The following is a 20514-nucleotide window of genomic DNA, read 5'->3' on the forward strand; positions in this document are numbered from 1 at the left end:
TTCTTGGTTAGCGGATTGAAACACAATTTTAGCTGAAGTTATATTAAAAAGGATGCATGAAAAGAAAATATTGGGACAAGTTAAAATTGAGCTTTATTGAAGAGAGGATGGACTAGCGTGTGGTCTATTATAATAACGCACCTCCCTAACTGGAAAGTATGTGTACAGGCTGTTCTAAGCTTGGTTATTGCCCTTGTTCTTTATTATGTGAATAAATATTTTCGGTCATTAGTTGAGAAAAAAAATGCTCCTGCCCAAAAAGCAAGAAGGGGCGAGCGGCCAGCCGAGCAAGCGCATCTATCTGACGAATATGAAGAAAATTTGCATGCAATCAAACAAGCCATTAGCAGTAATAGCGATGTCCATTTTCGTGAATTTCAGGTAGCGGAACTTCAGGCCCGGGCTATGCTCATTTATGTAGATGGGATGCAGGATGAAGAAATGATCAGCAAATATGTAATGAAAATTTTGATGGAAGATGTTAAGCAGGATATGACGGACGGAAGTGTTTTATTTAATCCGTTAGAATTTTCCGCTTATTTTCAAAATAAAGTGCTCCCGGTTTGTGAAACCTATGAGGCTAAAGAGCTTCATGGTTTAAATCAATCCATCCTGATCGGTTTTACAGCCTTGCTTATTGAAGGCGTGCCTCACGCCCTGCTTATTGGCACGTCAGGCATGAAGACAAGGGCAATCAGTGAACCAAGCTCTGAAGCGTTGCTTCGAGGTCCTCGTATCGGATTTACCGAGGTGCTAAGTGAAAATACATCGATGCTGCGCAGACAAGGCTACAGTGAGGATTTGGAAATAAATATGTATGAGGTAGGAGCGCGAATTAAAAGAAAACTGGTTATTGCTTACATGAAGGAAATTGTGAATCCAGATTTGCTTCAGGAGGTAAGAGATCGAGTTGGAAAAATCAATATGGATTTCATCGCGGAATCCGGTTATGTGGAGCAATTCATTGAAGACGATTACTTGAGCCCGTTTCAGCAAGCTCAAAATACAGAGCGACCGGATCGAGTTATTAGCGGATTATTGGAAGGCAGGATCGCTATTTTATTGGATGGTACTCCCTTTGCTCTAATTGTACCGACAACGTTCAGCATGCTGCTGCAATCGCCTGAGGATTATTATGATCGCTGGCTGCCAGGGACTTTACTCCGTATGCTGCGATTTTTCGCCGCGTTTTTGGCGCTTATGTCACCGGCTTTGTATATTTCGTTTATTTCCTTTCATCCGGGCTTAATCCCAACAGAGCTTGCCGTTACGATCATTGAAACGAGGCAGGGTGTCCCCTTTCCTTCATTAATAGAAGTGATGATCCTAGAAATATCAATTGAAATATTGCGTGAGGCGGGCATTCGACTGCCTAAGCCGATTGGACCGGCAATGGGCATTGTGGGCGGTTTGATTATTGGCGAGGCTGCTGTGCAGGCGGGTATTGTCAGTCCCTTTTTGGTCATCGTAGTTGCTGTGACCGCTATATCCTCTTTTTCAATACCGGTATACAGCGCAGGCATTACGTTGCGGATTTTACGCTTTGTAGGCATGCTGTGCGCGGCAGTGCTGGGGATGTTTGGAACCATTTTGTTTATCTTGTTTATTTGCGGCCATATAAGCAAGCTGAAAAGCTTTGGAGTTCCTTATGTGACACCAATCTCTCCGTTTCGCTTTAACGATTGGAAGGATTTGTTTCTGCGCACGCCGCTGCCATTCATGACAAAACGACCGGATATGATGAAAACGCAAGACAAGAAGCGAAGATAGGAACGGCTTAGAGAGGAGGAGCAAATGTGTTTCTGCGCAGCGACGATAAAATCACGACAACCCAAACGTCGATCTTCATAACAGATTCCGTACTGGGAGCAGGCATCCTGACCTTGCCCCGAGGTGTAGTCGAGGCTACTCAAACACCGGACGCTTGGCTGTCTGTGCTGTTAGGCGGCTTTATCGTCATTTTGTTAATAATGGTCATGGTGAAATTAAGCCAGCAATTTCCTCAGCATACGGTGTATCAATACGCCAAAAAAATTGTGGGCACTATACCTGGCGGAGTTTTAGGTGTTTGTTTAATTTGTTATTACATTATTATTGCTGGTTTTGAGGTAAGGATATTTGCGGAGATAACGATGTTCTATTTGCTGGAAGGAACCCCTATTTGGGCAATTGTCATTCCCTTTATTTGGGTGGGTGCCTATATTTGCTTTGGAGGAATTAATTCCATTGCGCGGGTTTTTCAAATTATTTTTCCAATCAGTATATTCATACTGGTGCTTTCCTATTTCCTAAGTATTCGATTATTTGATATCAACAATTTACGTCCTGTTTTGGGTGAGGGTGTCCTCCCCGTATTTAAGGGGTTGAAATCTACGGTGCTTATATTTACAGGATGTGAAGTCATCATGACTCTCGTTGCGCATATGCAGCATCCAGAGCGCGCGGTCAGAGCGACATTGGCAGGCATCGGCATTCCTTTTGCGCTTTATCTGATGACTGTAATCGTCGTAATAGGAGGGATGTCTATCGACTCGGTGTTGAATAGCACCTGGCCGACCATTGACCTTCTTCGCAGCTTTGAAATTGCGGGATTAATATTTGAGCGCTTTGAGTTTCCTTTTTTGGTCATTTGGATGATGCAGTTGTTTTGCAATTTCACTAGTTTTTACTTCAATGCTTCATTAGGAATTTCCCAGGTTTTTCATCTGAAGATTCAACCGGTAATCTTTGGATTAATCCCTGTTATTTTTATTACAACCATGCTTCCCGAGCGAATTAATGAAGTTTTTAAGCTAGGGGATACGATAGGCAAAATGGGGATCTATTTATTTTTTCTCGTGCCTGTCCTGCTTACTGTCATATTGCTTGTTAGAAAGAAGGTGCTGAATCATCATGTATAGATTTAAAAACCTGCTTGTTTTCCTTCTCTTATCCTCCCTGTTCTTAACGCAAGGCTGCTGGAGCAGTAAGGAAATCGAGGATTTAAGTGTTTATGCAGGTCTTGCTCTAGATGTAGGTGAACGGCCTGACATTGAGCGCGATCTGGAAGGACAAGGCGCGAATTACTTTAAAAGAGATCTGATTACAGCAACTATCCAGATTATCCCAATTAAATCGTTCGAGCGGCAGGAAAAATCAAAAGCAAAGCAGGTGGTGAAGTATTCAAATTTACGCCTGACAGGGGATTCTGTATTTGAAATTATGCGCCAATACTCGACCAGAAGGGAGCGCCCAGTCATTGGTCATCATCTTAAAGTCATTGTCGTATCTACAAAATTGGCAAAACAGCATCAGATGGATCAATTGATGGATTTTGCCCTGCGTGATAATGATATACGTCCAAGCTGCCGGGTGTTTTTTAGTGAGGGGAGAGCATTTGATACCTTTCTTAGTGATCAGCCGGAAGAGGTTCCGGCGTTTCGGCTAAACGCGATGCTCAATAATAGCTTTAGAAGCAATAAAATAATGAAGGAGGTTAATCTAACTCGGATTGATGGTTTGCTTCGTTCCAAGCAAAGCTTTTTGCTGCAAAATATCGTTAGCTCAAAGGGAGAAATACAATTTTCAGGTGCCGGAATTATTAAGGGGGCTACGAGCAAGTGGATTGGCAATTTGAATCAAGAAAATGTGGAAAGTCTTTCCTGGATTCAAGGGACAGGGCAAGGAGGCTTAATTAAAAGCTATGATTGGAGAAATAAAATCATTACTTATGAGATTAAATCCATGCACAGTAAAACGACTGCCAAATTACAAGGTGACGCGATTTCCTTTCACGTTGCGATTGAATCAACCGGAAGATTAATTGAAAATTGGGATACGAAGGAAAACCCATCCAAGCTTGAATATCTAGAGGGAGCAGAGAAGGTTTTTGAAAAAAGATTAACAACCATGATTAATCATGTTATGCAAAAAACACAGTCGAAATACAAAGTGGATGTCGCTGGATTTGGGAAGGTGCTTGCTATTAAATATCCAAAGAAATGGAAGGAAATAAAGGACAATTGGGATGAAGTGTTCAGCAGGGTTCCCGTAACCTTTGAGATCAAGCTAAAGATTACTGATTTTGGTTCTTCTACAGAATAAGCGTGTTCAAAAGGAGCATGTCGAACCCTCCTGCGAATAAACGGGGCTTGCCTGTTGAATAATAAGCAGGCTTGTAATCTAACTTGAAGAGGGGTAAGAAGATGAAGAAGTGGTTGGCGATTTTTAGCTTAGCAGCATGCTTAACGATGTTCGCCGCTGTTCCTGCCTTTGCCGACAACATGACAAGGGTGAACCATACACCAGGCGAGGAGATCCGTCATGACGTCAATAATGGCATCAATGCAACGAACCGCACATTGGGTACAGACATGAATCGTGTAGACAACGGATATAGCGTACACACAAACAATTACCGAGCCAATGCCACGGACAATGATGGCTTCGATTGGGGATGGCTTGGTCTGCTTGGCTTGCTTGGTCTTGCGGGCATGAGAAACCGCGGCCGTGATCGCGACCACGCCTGATTTGATTCATACGAGGACAGCAAAGAGAGCTTCCGGCGTTAGAGGGGAACTGCTGAAAATTTCTTAGAGTGAAAAAAGGTACTGCTCCCGAAAATAATCGGGAGCAGTACCTTTTTTCTGAAAAATGAAAAGTATTAAAAAGATTTATAAATTGCTCTACGAGCAATGTTAGCTGAAAAGCTGGTGCGGTCGAGAGGACTCGAACCTCCACGGCTGTTACACCACTAGAACCTGAATCTAGCGCGTCTGCCAATTCCGCCACGACCGCATATGCAAAATTTACATTATTAATTTAGCATGCCATCATGGGGGAAGTCAAGCTGGCTTTAAATAATTTAACTATAGAGTGCTAGCAGTTGTTGCCATATATGAAATTTCTCGCCGCAGGCAGGGCAATTTGTATGTCCAGCCAAATAGGGCAGCTGTGCCGAAAGCTGCTCATCCCCCAATCGGTCTGCCCTGCTATGTACATATCGAAGGCTGATTTCCGCTGAGCTTGCAGGAGCAGCAGGGATAATGGGCGCAGGCGCATCCTTGTCGTTGAAAACGGGATCTTCCTTGTACGCGACTAGCTTCTCCTCCCTTTCATCCGGCCATATGAAGACTTCATGCTCGCAAGCAGGGCATGGAGCGACATATTCATCACCGATGCTGTGGGTTTGCAGCATATTTGCAGCCGCTCGTTCACTGTGAAAAGCAGCATCGGCGATTACTACGTAACGTTTCTCGGAATCATCTTTATTAGACTGCGCGTAGTCAGCGATCTGCTCGGACATATCCATAAATTTTCTAATAGCATCATAATATGAAACATAAATATCAGCCCGTACCTTTGCATCAATATCAGGTACTAATTTCTCAAATATTGCGGGCATTTCCGACGTTAACTCGCAAGTATTGCTTGCTTCAAATATGCCGCAGCTGATATAAATATCCAGCTTCACCTCCGGATCGTTCGAGTGCAAGGCGATTTCTGCTAAATAAGGTACCGCGGCGTAGGTACACGCATAAATCGTATTCTGATGATAAAGCTGTTCCCAGTAAAGCTCCTCTTTGACCTCTGAAGCATAATTAAGCGCCAGCTGCTGTAGCATTTCTGCTACGGAATCGGCGAAGCCATAAGGTCCGTACAATTCCGACCAAATCGAGCTATTTAAAGCGAGCATCATGAATCGCCTCCTTATAAATGACTAACAAATGTCCTTCCCAGCTATTTTACTATGGAATTGGTTATTTTGGCGATATGTGACAAAGAAAGCGGATTAACGGCGAATGAATTTCCAGCATTCAGCATATTTTGCCTCAAGTTCACAAACAATGAAAGGGTAAAGGTGATGCTGCGTTAATAACGAATGAGGAGTGTGGAAGTGTGAACGTGAAGAGGAGCTATTTATGGAAAAAAAGGGCGGTTAGCCTGCTTGGACTCATGCTGTTGGTTTTTGGCATGAGCAATGAAGCAGGAGCAGCTTCTGTATTTGCAGAGCCCCAGACACAGGCACAGGAGCAGCGCCATCTTGCCATCGTCATTGACGATTTCGGCAATGATATGGACGGTACGGAGGAAATGCTGAAGCTGCCGATCAAGTTTACAGCAGCGGTTATGCCGTTTATGCCTTCTACGCAAAAAGACGCAGAGGAGGCGCATCGCCTTGGGCATGATGTCATTGTGCATATGCCAATGGAGCCTAACAAGGGATTGAAAAAATGGCTCGGTCCGGGCGCTATTACGGCAGATCTAAGTGACGACGAAGTCCGCAAGCGGATAAACGCGGCCATTGACAATGTGCCTCATGCGATTGGCATGAACAATCATATGGGGTCCAAGGTGACAGCGGATGAGCGGATTATGCGTATCGTGCTTGACGTATGCAAGCAGCGAGGATTGTTTTTCCTCGATAGCCGGACGACTTATAGAACCGTTGTGCCGAAAGTATCTAAGGAGGTTGGGGTACCGCTGCTTTCCAACGATGTTTTTCTCGATGATGTGTATACGATTCAGCATATTAGCAAGCAAATGAATGAAGTGCAGAAGCATCTCTCCACGCATGTTACTTGCGTCGTGATCGGTCATGTAGGACCTCCGGGCCCAAAAACAGCGGCTGTTCTAAGACAGGCGATTCCTTCTATGAACGCCGCTGTTTCCTTCGTCAAGCTATCGGATATGGTGCTGCAATCATTTGGTGATCAGCTTGTATTGCCGAATCCCTGAGGCGATGGCCGATGCAATGTGCAGTTGCTCACGGGGGTCTGTCAGCATCGTTCGATCCTTGCTATTGCTGACAAAGCCCATTTCTACAATGACAGCTGGCTGGTATACGCGTCTAAGTAAATAAAAAGGTTTACCTTCCCTTGGGAGAAAGCGTGTGTGCTGCTGGCGATTAAGTGTATCCTGAATGCAGAAAGCAAGCAGGGCGCTTTCTCCGCTGCTTTGATGCAGCACCAGCGGTCCGCGCTCTGAGCGGTCGGGTGTCGAATTGACATGCAGGCTGACGAGCAGCTGCGTAGGAATTTCCTCGGTGAGCTGCCGCCTTTGAGATAGATCGCGTCGATGACGAGAACCGCTTATATGCCAGCGATTATCGTCGCTAAGCGCATAATCGTCTGTGCGATTCAGTACAGCGGTAATACCTTGGCTGTTCAGGAGCAAATAAAGCTTCTTCGCTACAGCTAGATTGATGTCCTTCTCCACTACGCCGCCAGCAGATGCCCCGCCATCAATGCCGCCATGACCCGCATCAATGAGCACAACGGATGAAGGCATCGTCCAATGTCCAGCATGGGGGTCAGAATGTTGAGAAGGCGCGTCGGGTTCATTTGCTGAAGCGTTGCTATTTCCTGTTGCCATAGTTGTAGAGTGGGCGGGAAGGCAGAAGAGCAGTGTAATGATCAAACAACGAAAGCAAGCAAGCACATGCCATCCTCCTTTTATAAGGCTTTTGTCTTAGCTATAGCGTGGCTCATCGGAGGAAATCTCATGCATGTTTATGATTGGAGATGGCAGGGCAAACTGATATCATCAGTGATAGCAAGAGGTATCTATCCTTTACGGAGCGACTGCTCTAATATTCAAGCTAAAAGGGGAGCGACGGAAATGGCCAGCGGGGATGATTTAATCAAATACGTGACCGTTCAGGTTGTGGAGTATATGGAGAGGCCGAAAGGGGAACGCAAGCAAATAAAGGCGTCAGCGAAGGCGATAAGGGAGCCGTGGCTGACGCGCTGGTTCGGCTGGGGGCCTGTCAGTCTTATGATGTGGTGGCGTGGAAAAAGCGGGCGTCAGCGATAAAAATGACCCAGCTCTGCAAGCAGCGAAAGCGGTACATAACGCCGGCTTTCGCCCAGCTCGTCTGTTTCAAGAGCGACGTACACAGCGCCGTTGTTCCAGCTGTGATAGCCAGTTGCTGACCACACATAAAGCATGTCATTATTAAACCTTGCCGCTGTATAGGTAAGGTGTTTCTTTTTGTCCAAAATATGCAGCGCTTCTGAGCAGTCTTTAGATTCCGCCTTGCCGACAGGTGCGTCTGTCAGCCATTGCAGCTTCTCAAAAGGGTTGAATGAAGGATTGGAAACGGCACTGGCAATGCTCGCGGTGGCTGCCATAGGCGCCTCATTATAAATAAGCTTCAGCTCCTGACTTGCCTCGGCGTCCCAGAGCGAAGCAGTCAGCGGCAGCGCTTCGCCGCTCATAGCATCGGTATAGGCGATAGCCTTGCCGGAAATTTTCCAGACGGATAGCAGCGGATGGATATATAGCGGCGTACTCGTAATGGCAGATGGGATAAGTTCAAGCCGCTGGAGCGATTGCTGCAGCGTTGTTAAGCTATAGAGGTAGTCGCCAAGCCCGTATTCGCCTAAAATATACCCGCCGCTCTCCGTTGCATGGATAACGAGATAGCCGGCGGTTTTTTTGTGCTGCATAACGCTGGCGAGCCAGCTGTGCGTGCCGGGGCCGAGTGCGGAAATATCAAGTGATGCACCTTGCCAGCTCTTGAAAGCAGGCTGTGCTGCGAGCTGTGCTGTCCATGCTTCTACATGTGCGAGGAGGGAGGCATGGTCTGCTTGTTCCAGCTCGGGCATGGCGGCAGCTTGCGATAGCTGAAGACTGCTTGTCCATAATATAGCACTTAAAAGTAAGGTGCCGATCAGTAGCTTGCGAATGTGGCTCAGCAATAAATTCACCCTTTTCTTCATGAGGCAGGTCGCTAAAGCGGCGAATGCTGCCTATTATTGAAATATCACCTTGACTTTCTGCTTCATTATAAAAGGCAGAGCGGGAGAAGGCTGTTGGAATGTGTAGGCACTGCGCAGCCTTTCCCGTTCTTTTTTTGCCGCAATGGTGCGGATCGGGTCTGATCTTCGACTATTCAATACCTTCGAGATGGAAAATACCGCAGTTAATGGCGGAAGCCGTCACGCGGGGCTCATATTGCCAACGAATTTCCGCTTTGCGCTGTTCATACTGATCTCGTACGCTTTGCTTCTGCTCGTCGTCAGCCGCATGCTCAATTAGCGGCTCATAATAAAGCCGAATACGCTCAAGCTCCTCCTCCAGCCGCTCGGTTGCGGCATCTGCCCATTGATAATCGTAGCTTTTCAGCTTGCGCTCCAGCGCTTGCTCCATAATAGACAGCGCCTTGTTGAAGGAAAGGCCGTTTTTCGCCAAATGAATATTAGCGGGCAGGCGCGGCGTGAGTCTAAGGCGCGAAGCCCGATCATGGAATTGCTCAATGCAATGTCCCGTAGCCAGCGAAATTCCGAAGCTGTGTATTTCCTCACGCTTGCGGTCGCAGGCGAACTCCACGCGCATATTGATGCCGAGCCAAGCTGTGTAAGGCGTAGAGCTATAAGGCGAGGCGGCACCACGCTCCGGCTCTTGAAAAAGAAAGACGTAGCTGCCCTTTGATTTTGCTGCACCAAACAGCTGATCGAGCTTGCGCGAGCCGAAATACATTTCCTCGCGCGGAATACGCAGTCCCGTCTGATTGAGACTGCCGTGTACAAAGCCGAGCGAGCGGCCAAGCGCAGCATCAGCCGCCGCTGCTTGGCTCGTTCCGGCTGACGCTGCACTCCCGGCCGCATTTGCAGCCGCCGCTGCTCCTGCTCCGGCTGAGCCGGGTAAAGATACGCGCTGCTGCGCGGGCAGCATCCCTGCTTGCCCCGCGTCATACTTTTCACGGTCGGTTACAAGCAGATAGGTCATCGTCTCGGGGGCGGCGTTCGTTCGGTCGACAAAGCTCCAGTAGTAGGGACGGTTCGTCAGCTCCCGGTCCGCATCAGGCGACAGCTTAACCGTGAAATGGCAGGGCGATTTCTCCAAAACCTGGCACTGAGTCGCCTCCAAATAACGCTGCACAAACTTGTGTACCTGCTTCTCATTCATGTCGTATCTCCACCGTCTGCCCAAGGGCTGTCATTTGTGCCACGATTTGCGCACCTGCTTGCAGTTCAGGAGCAAGCTGTACCTCTTCGCGGATTTGCGTAATCGAGGAGGCGAGATCGCTGATCTTCTCGCGAAGCTCCGTTTCGCTGCCTCCTGATTCGAGCAGCATGCGGGCAAGCTGCTGCTCCAGCGAGCCATCTTTTTTCTCAAAGCGCTCCAAAATATGATCCAGCTCGCCAATGACTAGCTCAAACATATTAATTTTCTCATGCAGCAAATGTACAATATGCTCCTCTATCGTGCCGAGGGTGCATAGATTGTAAATTTTTACGTCCTCGGTTTGTCCAAGACGGTGGACACGGCCAATCCGCTGCTCTACGCGCATCGGGTTCCACGGCAGATCGAAGTTGATCATATGGTGGCAAAACTGCAAATTGATGCCTTCGCCGCCTGCCTCCGTTGCAATCAATACTTGCGCTCGGCCGCGGAACAGGTCCATCATCCAATCCTTTTTGCCGCGGTTCATCCCGCCCCGGTAAGGGACGGCGATCATGTCATGGGAGCGGAAATATTGCAGCAAATATTCCTGAGTAGCTCGATATTCCGTGAAAATAATGACTTTATCGTTCATTTCCTTAACGAGCTCAAGCGCCTTCTCGGCCTTCGTATTGGCCTCGATCTTTTTGATGAACTCGATGAGCTCCCATATTTTTGCGCGGACGGGCGAATCCTCGGCCGTTTTTTTGAACATATTGACGAGAGTCAGAAAGACGGCATCGCGGCTGCTGCAAACTTCGCGCTGGAGCGTGACGAGCGACAGCATGCTGCTAAGGTCGGGGCCGCTTTCATCGTAGCGCTCATGCACGAAGGCGGTCACTGCGTCGTAAAGCGCCTGCTCGTCAGTCGACAGCTGGAGCGGAACATTTTTCACAAAACGTTTCGTAAACGAAATGCCGCCGTCGCCGCGGCGATTGCGAATCATAATGCTGGACAGCGCCGTTTGGAGCTGCTCCTCATTTTTCGGAAGACGCTTGTCAACGACGAAGTTGGCGGTGAACTCGCTTTGGCGGCCGAGCTGGCCTGGCTTGAGCAGCGTAATCAAATTGTAAAGCTCGTCCAAATTGTTTTGCACCGGCGTTGCGGTGAGCAGCAGGCAATATTTTTTGCGCAGCTCGGTGACGAATTGGTAGTTGGTCGTTTTTTTGTTTTTGAGCTTATGTGCCTCGTCGATGATGACCATATCGTAGTCGGTGCCGAGAATGACGTCGCGATGCGGATCGCGCTTGGCTGTATCTATCGAAGCGACAACGACGTCGTAATGCCAGGTGTGCGCTTTTTTCTGGGCAACGGCGGAAATACCGAATTTCTGATTCAGCTCGCGCACCCATTGCAGAACGAGCGAGGCGGGAACGAGAATGAGCGTGCGGCGCACGAGCCCGCGAACGATATATTCCTTCAGCACGAGCCCAGCTTCAATCGTTTTGCCAAGTCCAACCTCATCGGCGAGAATGGCGCGTCCGCCCATTTCATGCAGCACCTTGCGTGCAGTCGATATTTGATGGGGCATCGGTTCGAGCATCGGCAGACTGCGCAAGCATTGCAGCTGCTCGAAGCTTTCAATACGTTTGGCTTGCTCCGCTTCCATTGATAGCTGATATAACGTCCAGTCATCCCAAGGTCCATTTTTGGCGATGCGGTTTTGCAGCTCGTCTAAGGTGGAGCGGTCATATTGCAAATCTACAAGCGGATGAAGCTTACGGGTGACTAGAGCAGCATCTGGAGCGGCGGAAGATCCATATAGCGGCAGTTTATTATCTAAAGACAAGGGAGCAGCTCCTTTCATCCTTACATCAATTGAGCCAAACAATCATCGTCCAATCGAGCAAAACGAGTGAATTGAAATCTTTGTTTCTAGTATGACCCTTTCATCGCCTATTCATAAGAAAGGGCTAAAAAAAGCGTAAGGACTAGCAACGGAAAGCGTTGGCTTTGGCAGGCGGGGAAATTGGGCGTTTTTGGCTGGAAATGCGAAGCGAACACAATATGTGGTATGATATAATGAATTTTAGACACAATATATTGGGATTAGCGACGGGAAAGGGACTAGTTAGCGGGTAATAGATGGGTTTAAGTTGAGGAGAGGTGGGGCTACTTATGGAGAACAGTCCAGGCTTATATGACAGCTTGAATGGAAATAGGAAAAGCAGCAGCAGGCTGGAGGGGCTCAGCGAGAAAATTTTTCTCGATCGTTATGCTTGGAAAAATGCGGATTCCAGCGGCGCTAAGCGTGGAGACCTTGTGCTTGTGCTGACTAAGGATGATCCTAAGTTTCCTACGAAGGAAGTAGGAGAGATTGTGGCTCGTGAAGGTGAGCAGGTGGAGGTGCAGCTACGAAACGGCGGGCGTGTAACGACTACGGTTGAGAAGCTGACGCTGACCATCGAGCAGACGCCGGAGGAAATGTGGAATCGCTTGGCGAAGGCGGTTGCCGGAGTCGAGGGCAGCGAGCAGAAGCGTACGGAATGGACCGAGCGCTTTCGTTATATTTTGGACGACTGGAAGCTGGTGCCGGGCGGCAGAATTGCAGCAGGGGCTGGTGCCAGCGAGGAGCTTACGCTATTTAATTGTTATGTGCTGCCTTCTCCGGCAGATAGCCGCGGCGGCATTATGCAGACGTTGTCGGAAATGACGGAAATTATGGCACGCGGGGGCGGGGTAGGTATTAATCTGTCGTCGCTGCGACCGCGCCGCGCTATTGTGGCAGGGGTAAATGGCGCATCGAGCGGGGCGGTGTCATGGGGCGGGCTGTTTAGCTATACGACGGGATTAATTGAGCAGGGCGGCAGCCGCCGCGGCGCCTTGATGCTTATGATCAACGACTGGCATCCCGATGTGCTGGATTTCATTACGGTCAAGCAGACGATGGGCGAGGTAACGAATGCCAATTTATCGGTATGCGTGAGCAATGCTTTTATGAAAGCGGTGAAGGAGGATTTAGAGTGGGAGCTCGTCTTCCCCGATACGAAGGATGCACAGTACAACGAGCTTTGGACAGGAGATTTGGATGCTTGGCGGGCACTCGGCAAAAAGGTGATTTTGTACAAAACAGTCCGCGCCCGTGAAATCTGGCACATAATTATTGAATCAGCGTGGAAATCGGCAGAGCCCGGCGTCGTTTTTATGGAGTATTATAATCAGATGTCGAATAGCTGGTATTTTAATCCTATTATTAGTACGAATCCATGCTTCCATCCGGGCACAAAAATTTCTACGGAATACGGGCTGATGGCGATTGAGCAATTGTATAAAAAAACAGCGGGAAATAGCTTTCTTGTCGGCACCGATGCGCGTTTGGTCGAACAAGCAAAAGTTGTCGGTAGCCGTTCTTATGAGGTTCCCGGTGTGAAGATGCGGCAAGCAAGGGTGTTTCCTACAGGAGAGAAAGCGACGGTCGTCGTATCCTTGCAAAATGGAATGGATATAAGCGTCACGAAAGACCATCGCTTATATACGAACGTGGGCTGGAAGGAAGCGCAGCACCTCACCCAAGAGGATTACGTTTATGTCCAATCCGGTAAAGGTCATTTTGCAGCGAAAGATGAGCTGGGCGAGCATTGGGGATTGTTTCTAGGTTGGTTAACGGGCGACGGATGGATATCTAGAAGCGGGGATATCGGCATGGTTTTTGGTGGCGGGGATGAAGAGGCAGTAAGTCTGCTAGTCGAGGCTGGTGAGAGGATTACTGGTGTTAAGGCGAAGGTGTATGATCGAACAAATGGGACAAAACAGGTATATTGGTGGCATAAAGAGCTGCTGGAAAAACTGTATGAGCTGGGCGTTAAAGCTGTCAAGGCTCCAGAGAAGGAAGTGCCTGAGGCAGTATTCACATCGTCAGAAGCTACCGTAACGGCATTTCTGCAAGGGCTTTTTAGTGCAGATGGAACGGTTTATGAACGGGATGAAATGCGGCGCACGGTTCGGCTAACGTCTGCTTCACGAAAGCTGCTACAGGGTGTTCAGCTTTTGCTGCTCAATTACGGTATTCACAGTTCGATCTATGCTCGCCCCAAAAAAGCGCAAACGCAGTTCCAATACACGACAAAAGCTGGCGAGCACCGTACGTATGAAAGCAGCGGCTTTTATGAGCTCATCATGACCGGGAACAATATTGTTGCCTTTAAAGAACAGATTGGATTTCGTTATGTCACTAGAAAACAAGAGGCGCTAGAGCGAATTGCTCGGCGATCACGTAAAACGGAAAAGTTTCTGTCTAAGGTCACTTCGGTAAAGGCGGGAGAAACCGTCACCGTTTACGATATTACGGAGCCTATTACCCATTCTCTTCTAGCTGGCGGAATGGTTGCACACAACTGTGGTGAACAGGGCCTGCCGGGCTGGGGCGTCTGCAATCTTTCAGCGGTCAATCTATCGCGTTTCTATAATGAGCAGCAGCATGATGTGGACTGGGAGGAGCTGGCGAAGGTGACGCGGTGGTCGGTGCGTTTTCTCGATAACGTCATTGACACCACACCTTATCATTTTCCTGAAAATGAAGCGAACCAGAAGCGCGAGCGCCGCGTCGGGCTCGGCACGATGGGGCTTGCGGAGCTGCTGATTAAGCTGCAAATCCGTTACGGCAGCGCGGAATCGCTAGATTTTCTAAATAAGCTGTATGGGTTTATGGCTCGCGAGGCTTATCTTGCTTCGACAGAAATTGCAGCGGAGAAAGGCGCTTTTCCTGCATTCGAGGCGGATAAATTTTTGCAAAGCGGGTTTATGCGTAGCTTGACGTCGCATTATCCCGAGGTTGGGGCTGCGGTAGAGCAGCATGGCATTCGCAACGTCACGGTGCTGACGCAGGCACCGACGGGAAGCACCGGAACGATGGTCGGTACCTCGACGGGCATTGAGCCGTATTTTGCTTTTGAGTATTTCCGCCAAAGCAGACTTGGGTATGATAAGCAGCTTGTCCCAATTGCCCAGCAGTGGAAGGACGCGCATCCTGACGAGGAGCTGCCGGATTATTTTGTAGCTGCGATGGATTTGTCTGCAAAGGATCATATCCGGGTTCAGGCAGCGATTCAGCGCTGGGTGGACAGCTCGATTTCGAAGACGGCGAATTGCCCGAATGATTTTACGGTGGAGGAGACGAAGGAGCTTTACGAATTGGCGTTCGATCTAGGCTGCAAGGGCGTCACCATTTACCGCGACGGCAGCAGGGATGTGCAGGTGCTGTCTACGACGGAGGAGAAGGAGAAAAAACAAGAGAAGGAAGTGGAGCTACAGCCGTCATCAGAAGCGGATAGCGAGGATAAAGAAGCCCGACAGGATGATTATCGTGCCAATGCTATTATTGAGGAAGTAGCCTCTCAAGTAGCTTCAAGTGCGGTGAGTATACGGGATGCAGCAGGCGCAGCAACTGCAACAGCTTCAGCAACAGCCTCAACAACAGCTTCAACAGCTGTGAGTAAGAAAACGCTGGACAAAGCGTACAAAAATCGCCCACAGGTGCTGCGCGGCGCCACCTACAAGGTGAATACGCCGTTCGGCATGGCGTACATTACGATCAATGATTTGTCCGGCTCGCCGGGCGAAATTTTTCTGAATGTCGGCAAGGCAGGCTCTGATGTATTCGCCATGGCGGAAGCGCTTGGACGCGTCTGCTCGCTATTTCTTCGTTATGGCGATCATGGTCATAAGGTGGAGCTGTTAATTAAGCATTTGAAAGGAATCGGCGGTACAGGTGCGATTGGGTTTGGCGCAAATCGTGTGGAATCAATCGCGGATGCCGTGGCGAAGGCGTTGGAGCAGCATATAGCGCCTGCTGATTTGCAGCAGCCGGATGTGGAGCAGCGAGAGGAAAGCGGTGGAGCAGCTGAAGCTAATATGGATTTAAAGGTAGGTTCAGCCGCAACAGCAGCATCCCTATCAGCAACGAAAATGAAGCCAGATTCAGTAACAAGCCGCAGCAGCGCAAGCTCGCTCGACCTTTGTCCTTCCTGCGGCTCCGCGTCACTTATCAATGTGGAAGGCTGCAAGCAGTGCAGCAATTGCGGATATAGCCGATGTAATTAAAAATTTCTTATAAGAAACGTTTTGGAGTTTTTGTGTGATGGATCATGAAAGCTGCAAATATGGTTTTAAGTGCTGACAAAAATGGCTCATTAAAGATGAAAAACCAAACAAATATACATTTGCATGAATATTTATGAACTTTCCGGTGAGTATTCATGAATTCGTATATTTATACTGTGAAATTCCGTAAATAATTAGAATTACAACCAAATTCGCTAGACAAACTTTTCTTTTAATACCTTAATTACTATGTTTGAACTGGTAGAGGCAAAGACCTCTCATCTCAAGCGAAACTATGAATTGAAACTACCGTGGGAATGCCGGCAAATATGAAGCGGGAGGTTGCTATGAAGCTAGTTTTAGGAGTGGATGTAGCGAAAGGTTTAAGCGTCGTACAAGCGTTTTGAAAATGGAATGAGCTTTTATCTCGCACGGAGAAGGTGGAAGTGAGCGTTTGAGCAAGCTTCTGACTGAGTTAAAAGCGTACACCTCGCAATATAAGGATGAATTGCTGTAATTGCTCAAAACCATTAAGTTGACAGAAGCGGGCTTGAAGAACTTGCAGAGGCTGATGTTTCATGATGGGTTTACAGCAGAAAAGAAAATGGCTTCCGACGAAGAAGTTAATGCAGGTTTGCAAGGTGGGATAAAGAGGGGCTTACAAACGGAAGAATTGCATATAAATTTATCAACTTTAAACTTGATCTAGATATTGGACACATTATAGAACGGAAGTAGAAGTGCGTTTGAATAGAAAAGTAATACAGTCGAGAGAGAACCGTCAGATAATAAACTTACGGTTCTTTCTAATATGATAAAAAGCGCTCTTCCCTCAGATGTTTTCGCCATACAACCATCTCCCGCTTTTCCAATATAATTTTTTTGATGTGATTAATTCAAGACTGCTAATAATTTTATTTGAGTTTTCTTCTGATAGAAGAGCTGGAAAATATGGAGGAAATGACCGGGGCGTGTCGAATTTTAGAAAAGTAGGTCTATTGACTCAAGTTTACTAGTTAGGTGTGATTTTTATGGAATGGGCATTGAATTCAAATTTGCAACATGTCCATGCTTTCTCCTCAGACGCAATAAAGGGTTTATCGTATACATGTCCCAAATGTAGAAAAGAGACAATTTTGAGAAAAGGAAAAAAACGAATTGCTCATTTTGCACATATTTCAGGGCAAACTATACAAGATTGCGAATTATATGTTCCACCTACGATCTATGCATCGAAAGTTGAGGATAGAATAATAGATAACTTATACGAAAAAACTTTGGATTTGTATGTGGAAATAGAAAAGGAAAATTGGTCGGTACATATTAAAATACCTTCCGCAGTTGGGCAATATACGGGAAAGGCGTTTCTTAAGATTCCATTTGCATGGGATGGCGAGAGAACAATCCCACTTTCGTCTGTTCGAAGTTATGGAAAGAAAGTAAGAGTTAAATTACAATCACATTTTCATAATGTAAAAGTAAATGGAGACATACAAGCCGATTGGAAAAAGAAAGTTACCCATTATGTAAAAGGCTTGGATGAAGATACAATAAATTTCTTCTATTTTTCAAAATTAGGAGGGAGAAGACTTCTTCAGGATGCTCCGCTCCAATGGGGAGCTACTTATGTATTAGTTTTTAGTAATCAGAATATAAGGAATTACTTTGATATGCCGTATCATATTTCCTGTAAGAAATTAAAAAAAGTGAATAATTGGCTTGCTATGATTATTAAGTTACCCACTTCTTCGGATGGCTTTGTAGAACAATGGATTAGAAATTTTTTTAATAAAAGCGTAGTTGCTCCTGTTCCCCAATTAAGACTAATATCACCAGTTTCAAGTGTAGTAAATGATCAAGAAGCGATAGTGATTTCCCCATCTGATAATGTAATCATAGCTATAACTGGGGAGTACGGTGCAAAAGCATGGTCAACTATACATGTTCAAAACATAGAGGCAATGCAATTGATACGTCATTTAGGAAATGGAGAGATGCCCACATTATTAAAAATTGGAAGTATTCCAGTGGGAAGAACTGAGATATGGTTGGATGATGAAAGGCAAAGTTCCTTAAAGTTAGTGTGTCAAAGTACAATACAGACGTTCCCAAAAATCAGTGGAGTTGTGTTTAAGGGAGTATACTCTTCTTCGGGTATAGAAGAGACCTACAGTTTACATTCCGAAGAAGCTACCAGTTTTTTTGAAATGATTCAAGAATATAAGTTTACTCTAACAGATGTCAATCTTCCGAGTCACGTTGCTCTCTTATTAAATACACAAATGAATGAAACCGTATTAAAGAATGAGAGCCCTACTGAAATTGCTCTAGTTTTAAATCAAGTACTACGTCAAGGTAACTATGTCTCTCTTGATGCTGGAGGGTTTGGATGCTCTATAATAAAGCCGTTAAAGGAAAGGGAGAATAGCTCAATTTCAATGAGCACGAGTTGGCGAGAGCAAGTGAAATGGATCTTACTGAGTTCGCGCACAAAGCATCGGACAGCAGGAATGATTAGGAATGACATTTTTAATGGAATTGATTTTAAGGGATTAAAATATTTAAATCGATCTGATAAAGAGATGCTTTTTAAGGTGTCACAGATAGGATTTATTCACGTTTCAATGTTGCCTCAAATAAAGGAGTGTATGACTGAATTTTTACGAACTGTATCTTCTAAAAAAAACTGATAGAGACTAGGTGATGGAAAGAAATGAGTTTAATTGTCTACCCCGAGGATCGAAGAATTGCAATACAGACTTATTCATTTGATGATTTCAAAACATTTTTGGAGAATTTACCCGCGGGAACTTTATTGAATGCTATTAAAATACTGCCTAAAAGAAAAGGTTTCCGTGCAGGCAAGGATATAGAAATACGGCTTAGAGTTTACTTTACAAGAATTGAGCACTGGGATGATGTAGAATGGAGTTTATTTTTAAAACTATGGATATTATGGACAGACTCGCATGAGCCATTAAAGAGCTTGCTGAATTATCAAGATATAAAAGAATTTAATAGTTTGGTAATAAAGATGATAGACAATCAAGATGAATTATTAAGGGTTTTAAATAAGCTAGTAATTGGGGAATTGGCACAAGACGTTATCAGAGAGTGGATAAAATTTAGTCCATTCAGTATGAACATGGACAGCTTGTGGTTAATCAATTTAGCACCTACACCATTTATGAAAAAACTACAGTCGCGCTTAGAATTACTAGAGGAGCGATGGGTCTCAAATGTTAAGAAAAGTGAAGATAAAATACAGAAGTTGGTTAAAGAATTTGACGAAAATGTGTTTGCACTAAGTAAAGAGTTCAAAGAATTTAGTGTGATGGCCTTTACATTGCGAGAAGAGACATCCGCCATGGCAAAGCAATCTCAAGATACCGAAGAAAGTGTTTTAGAGTTGAAAGGTGAGATTGAAGTATTAGCAACTCGAGAATCTGTTCCTTCAGATACATTTAAACATTTGACGGAACAGATTGGAGTTATAACTAGTCAGAGTAACGAGCTAGTAAAACAAATTAATGAAATAGAATTTAAACTATCAAGACATGAGGAATCCTATAAGGGCCTTGATCTGAAAGAACTACTCTCAAATACACTGTGGGATAGCCAAACTACTCAGGTGGCAGTGGCTACAGAGAAAGTCAATCAACTTACTATAAAAGAGGTTGAATTCAAACTACCACCGATTCAGCTTGCTAGTGCCCAGGATGCAACGATTCATCTGAAAAAAAATTTAAATAGTTTGGGTATAAAACTGGCTGATGCAAAAGAAATTGCTTTTGAAGTACTGGCTGCAGTCCTTACCAATCAAATGGTTATGTTTAGCGGATCGATGAGCATGTTTGCAGCAGAATATTGTGCTGCTAGTCTATGTGGGAATGTTGTAAAGATTATCAGCGTCCCATTTGGCCAAATAGAAGAGCTAATTTCAGCAGAACAACTTAGTCAATGGCTTAATGAAGCGGAGTCTTGTCATCAACCGATAGCTATTATATTAGAGGGAATCAATAGGTCAGCTTTTGAAATCTATGGTTCTAATTTAAAAAAGCATATAGCTGAACAAATAATAGGAAGAGCAAACTGGAATTATCCTATCATAATTATGGCAACTTTGGTCACGGGTTCTTCGGTTTTAAGTTTAAGTAAAGAATATCTCGAAATAGGTCCAGTTTTTAATGTAGATAGTATTGGGTGGAGTTACAAAAATATCGAACCCTATGTCAATGGAGTCATCAACCCAAAGTTGTTTTTAAAGACAGATATGGATATTAGTGATTATTTGGAAATAGAGGATTTGTTACCTGGAGGTATAATTGAACAGGGCAGCATCCTATGGCGTAAAACAATAGCTGCAACGTATAAAATGATGATTCAACTAGATTCCTCTTTTAATTTTTCATCTGTAAATTATGGTTGGTTAATTCCAATAACCTCATTGCATTTCAAGAAACGGATGGAGCAGCCGTTTGACGAAATAGAGTTAGATGAACGAAGCAAGTCACTTATCAAACACATGGCTATGGAAGATCAGTAACC

The 20514-nt window shown here is 45.8% G+C and carries 15 protein-coding genes and 1 tRNA gene; 10 read left to right on the top strand and 6 right to left on the bottom strand.

All coding sequences use genetic code 11. The annotated features are described in order from the left end of the window. The first annotated feature begins 117 nt into the window (after positions 1–117). The 4 genes from V5J77_RS09635 (at position 118) to V5J77_RS09650 (ending at position 4508) form a co-directional block, all read left to right on the top strand. Positions 118–1770 carry a spore germination protein gene (locus tag V5J77_RS09635; protein ID WP_338555561.1) on the top strand — a complete coding sequence of 551 codons (1653 nt, stop codon included), beginning with the start codon at positions 118–120 and terminating at the stop codon, positions 1768–1770. A gap of 26 nt (positions 1771–1796) precedes the next feature. Continuing rightward, the gene (locus V5J77_RS09640; RefSeq protein WP_338555562.1) at positions 1797–2900 is read left to right on the top strand and encodes a GerAB/ArcD/ProY family transporter; all 1104 of its coding nucleotides are present in this window, start codon (positions 1797–1799) and stop codon (positions 2898–2900) included. Beyond that, positions 2893–4083 (top strand): Ger(x)C family spore germination protein, encoded by a 1191-nt coding sequence (locus V5J77_RS09645; protein ID WP_338555563.1) that lies wholly within the window; start codon positions 2893–2895, stop codon positions 4081–4083. Before V5J77_RS09640 ends, V5J77_RS09645 begins: the two co-directional genes overlap by 8 nt. Before the next feature lie 101 nt (positions 4084–4184). Beyond that, positions 4185–4508: a WGxxGxxG family protein gene (locus V5J77_RS09650; protein WP_338555564.1), complete on the top strand. Its 324-nt coding sequence runs from the start codon at positions 4185–4187 to the stop codon at positions 4506–4508. A 181-nt stretch (positions 4509–4689) separates the two neighbouring features. Here V5J77_RS09650 and V5J77_RS09655 read toward each other — a convergent pair. After that, positions 4690–4776: transfer RNA gene (locus V5J77_RS09655), tRNA-Leu, on the bottom strand. Positions 4777–4843: 67 nt separating this feature from the next. Continuing rightward, positions 4844–5677, bottom strand: coding sequence for a hypothetical protein (locus V5J77_RS09660; RefSeq protein WP_338555565.1), 834 nt, complete (start codon positions 5675–5677; stop codon positions 4844–4846). A gap of 200 nt (positions 5678–5877) precedes the next feature. On the opposite strand from V5J77_RS09660, the gene V5J77_RS09665 reads away from it, so the two are divergent. Then, positions 5878–6717: a divergent polysaccharide deacetylase family protein gene (locus V5J77_RS09665; RefSeq protein WP_338555566.1), complete on the top strand. Its 840-nt coding sequence runs from the start codon at positions 5878–5880 to the stop codon at positions 6715–6717. On the opposite strand, the gene V5J77_RS09670 is transcribed toward V5J77_RS09665, so the two are convergent. Beyond that, a complete protein-coding gene (locus V5J77_RS09670; RefSeq protein ID WP_338556680.1) occupies positions 6682–7353 on the bottom strand; it encodes an N-acetylmuramoyl-L-alanine amidase in 672 nt (223 codons plus the stop codon). The two genes, V5J77_RS09665 and V5J77_RS09670, sit on opposite strands and share 36 nt — an antisense overlap. A gap of 246 nt (positions 7354–7599) precedes the next feature. Between V5J77_RS09670 and V5J77_RS09675 the strand changes: the two genes are divergently transcribed. After that, positions 7600–7794, top strand: coding sequence for a YqzE family protein (locus tag V5J77_RS09675; protein ID WP_338555567.1), 195 nt, complete (start codon positions 7600–7602; stop codon positions 7792–7794). Here the strand turns inward: V5J77_RS09675 and V5J77_RS09680 are convergent. From V5J77_RS09680 to V5J77_RS09690, 3 genes are all read right to left on the bottom strand, one after another. Next, on the bottom strand, positions 7785–8702 hold the full coding sequence (locus tag V5J77_RS09680) for a hypothetical protein (RefSeq protein WP_338555568.1): 918 nt from the start codon (positions 8700–8702) through the stop codon (positions 7785–7787). The two genes, V5J77_RS09675 and V5J77_RS09680, sit on opposite strands and share 10 nt — an antisense overlap. Positions 8703–8871: 169 nt before the next feature. Next, the gene (locus tag V5J77_RS09685; RefSeq protein WP_338555569.1) at positions 8872–9891 is read right to left on the bottom strand and encodes a YqhG family protein; all 1020 of its coding nucleotides are present in this window, start codon (positions 9889–9891) and stop codon (positions 8872–8874) included. Beyond that, entirely contained in the window at positions 9884–11626 is a 1743-nt protein-coding gene (locus V5J77_RS09690) for an SNF2-related protein (protein ID WP_338556682.1), read from the bottom strand. The genes V5J77_RS09685 and V5J77_RS09690 overlap by 8 nt, the downstream gene beginning before the upstream one ends. Before the next feature lie 419 nt (positions 11627–12045). Between V5J77_RS09690 and V5J77_RS09695 the strand changes: the two genes are divergently transcribed. The 4 genes from V5J77_RS09695 (at position 12046) to V5J77_RS09710 (ending at position 20512) form a co-directional block, all read left to right on the top strand. After that, a complete protein-coding gene (locus V5J77_RS09695; RefSeq protein ID WP_338555570.1) occupies positions 12046–15966 on the top strand; it encodes an LAGLIDADG family homing endonuclease in 3921 nt (1306 codons plus the stop codon). A 517-nt stretch (positions 15967–16483) separates the two neighbouring features. Beyond that, positions 16484–16675: a hypothetical protein gene (locus V5J77_RS09700; RefSeq protein WP_338555571.1), complete on the top strand. Its 192-nt coding sequence runs from the start codon at positions 16484–16486 to the stop codon at positions 16673–16675. A gap of 322 nt (positions 16676–16997) precedes the next feature. Beyond that, a complete protein-coding gene (locus tag V5J77_RS09705) occupies positions 16998–18656 on the top strand; it encodes a hypothetical protein (protein ID WP_338555572.1) in 1659 nt (552 codons plus the stop codon). Positions 18657–18679: 23 nt separating this feature from the next. Next, on the top strand, positions 18680–20512 hold the full coding sequence (locus tag V5J77_RS09710) for a hypothetical protein (RefSeq protein ID WP_338555573.1): 1833 nt from the start codon (positions 18680–18682) through the stop codon (positions 20510–20512). The last annotated feature ends 2 nt before the right edge of the window (positions 20513–20514 follow it).

It is taken from the genome of Paenibacillus sp. KS-LC4 (assembly GCF_036894955.1).
Classification (GTDB): Bacteria; Bacillota; Bacilli; order Paenibacillales; family Paenibacillaceae; genus Pristimantibacillus.

Excerpts from the sequence above, each read along its gene's own strand:
- V5J77_RS09645 (WP_338555563.1), top strand. The coding sequence starts at position 2,893 with ATGTATAGATTTAAAAACCTGCTTGTTTTCCTTCTCTTATCCTCCCTG.
- V5J77_RS09650 (WP_338555564.1), top strand. The coding sequence starts at position 4,185 with ATGAAGAAGTGGTTGGCGATTTTTAGCTTAGCAGCATGCTTAACGATG.
- V5J77_RS09660 (WP_338555565.1), bottom strand. The coding sequence starts at position 5,677 with ATGATGCTCGCTTTAAATAGCTCGATTTGGTCGGAATTGTACGGACCT.
- V5J77_RS09670 (WP_338556680.1), bottom strand. The coding sequence starts at position 7,353 with ATGGCAACAGGAAATAGCAACGCTTCAGCAAATGAACCCGACGCGCCT.
- V5J77_RS09675 (WP_338555567.1), top strand. The coding sequence starts at position 7,600 with ATGGCCAGCGGGGATGATTTAATCAAATACGTGACCGTTCAGGTTGTG.
- V5J77_RS09680 (WP_338555568.1), bottom strand. The coding sequence starts at position 8,702 with ATGAAGAAAAGGGTGAATTTATTGCTGAGCCACATTCGCAAGCTACTG.
- V5J77_RS09685 (WP_338555569.1), bottom strand. The coding sequence starts at position 9,891 with ATGAATGAGAAGCAGGTACACAAGTTTGTGCAGCGTTATTTGGAGGCG.
- V5J77_RS09695 (WP_338555570.1), top strand. The coding sequence starts at position 12,046 with ATGGAGAACAGTCCAGGCTTATATGACAGCTTGAATGGAAATAGGAAA.
- V5J77_RS09705 (WP_338555572.1), top strand. The coding sequence starts at position 16,998 with ATGGAATGGGCATTGAATTCAAATTTGCAACATGTCCATGCTTTCTCC.
- V5J77_RS09710 (WP_338555573.1), top strand. The coding sequence starts at position 18,680 with ATGAGTTTAATTGTCTACCCCGAGGATCGAAGAATTGCAATACAGACT.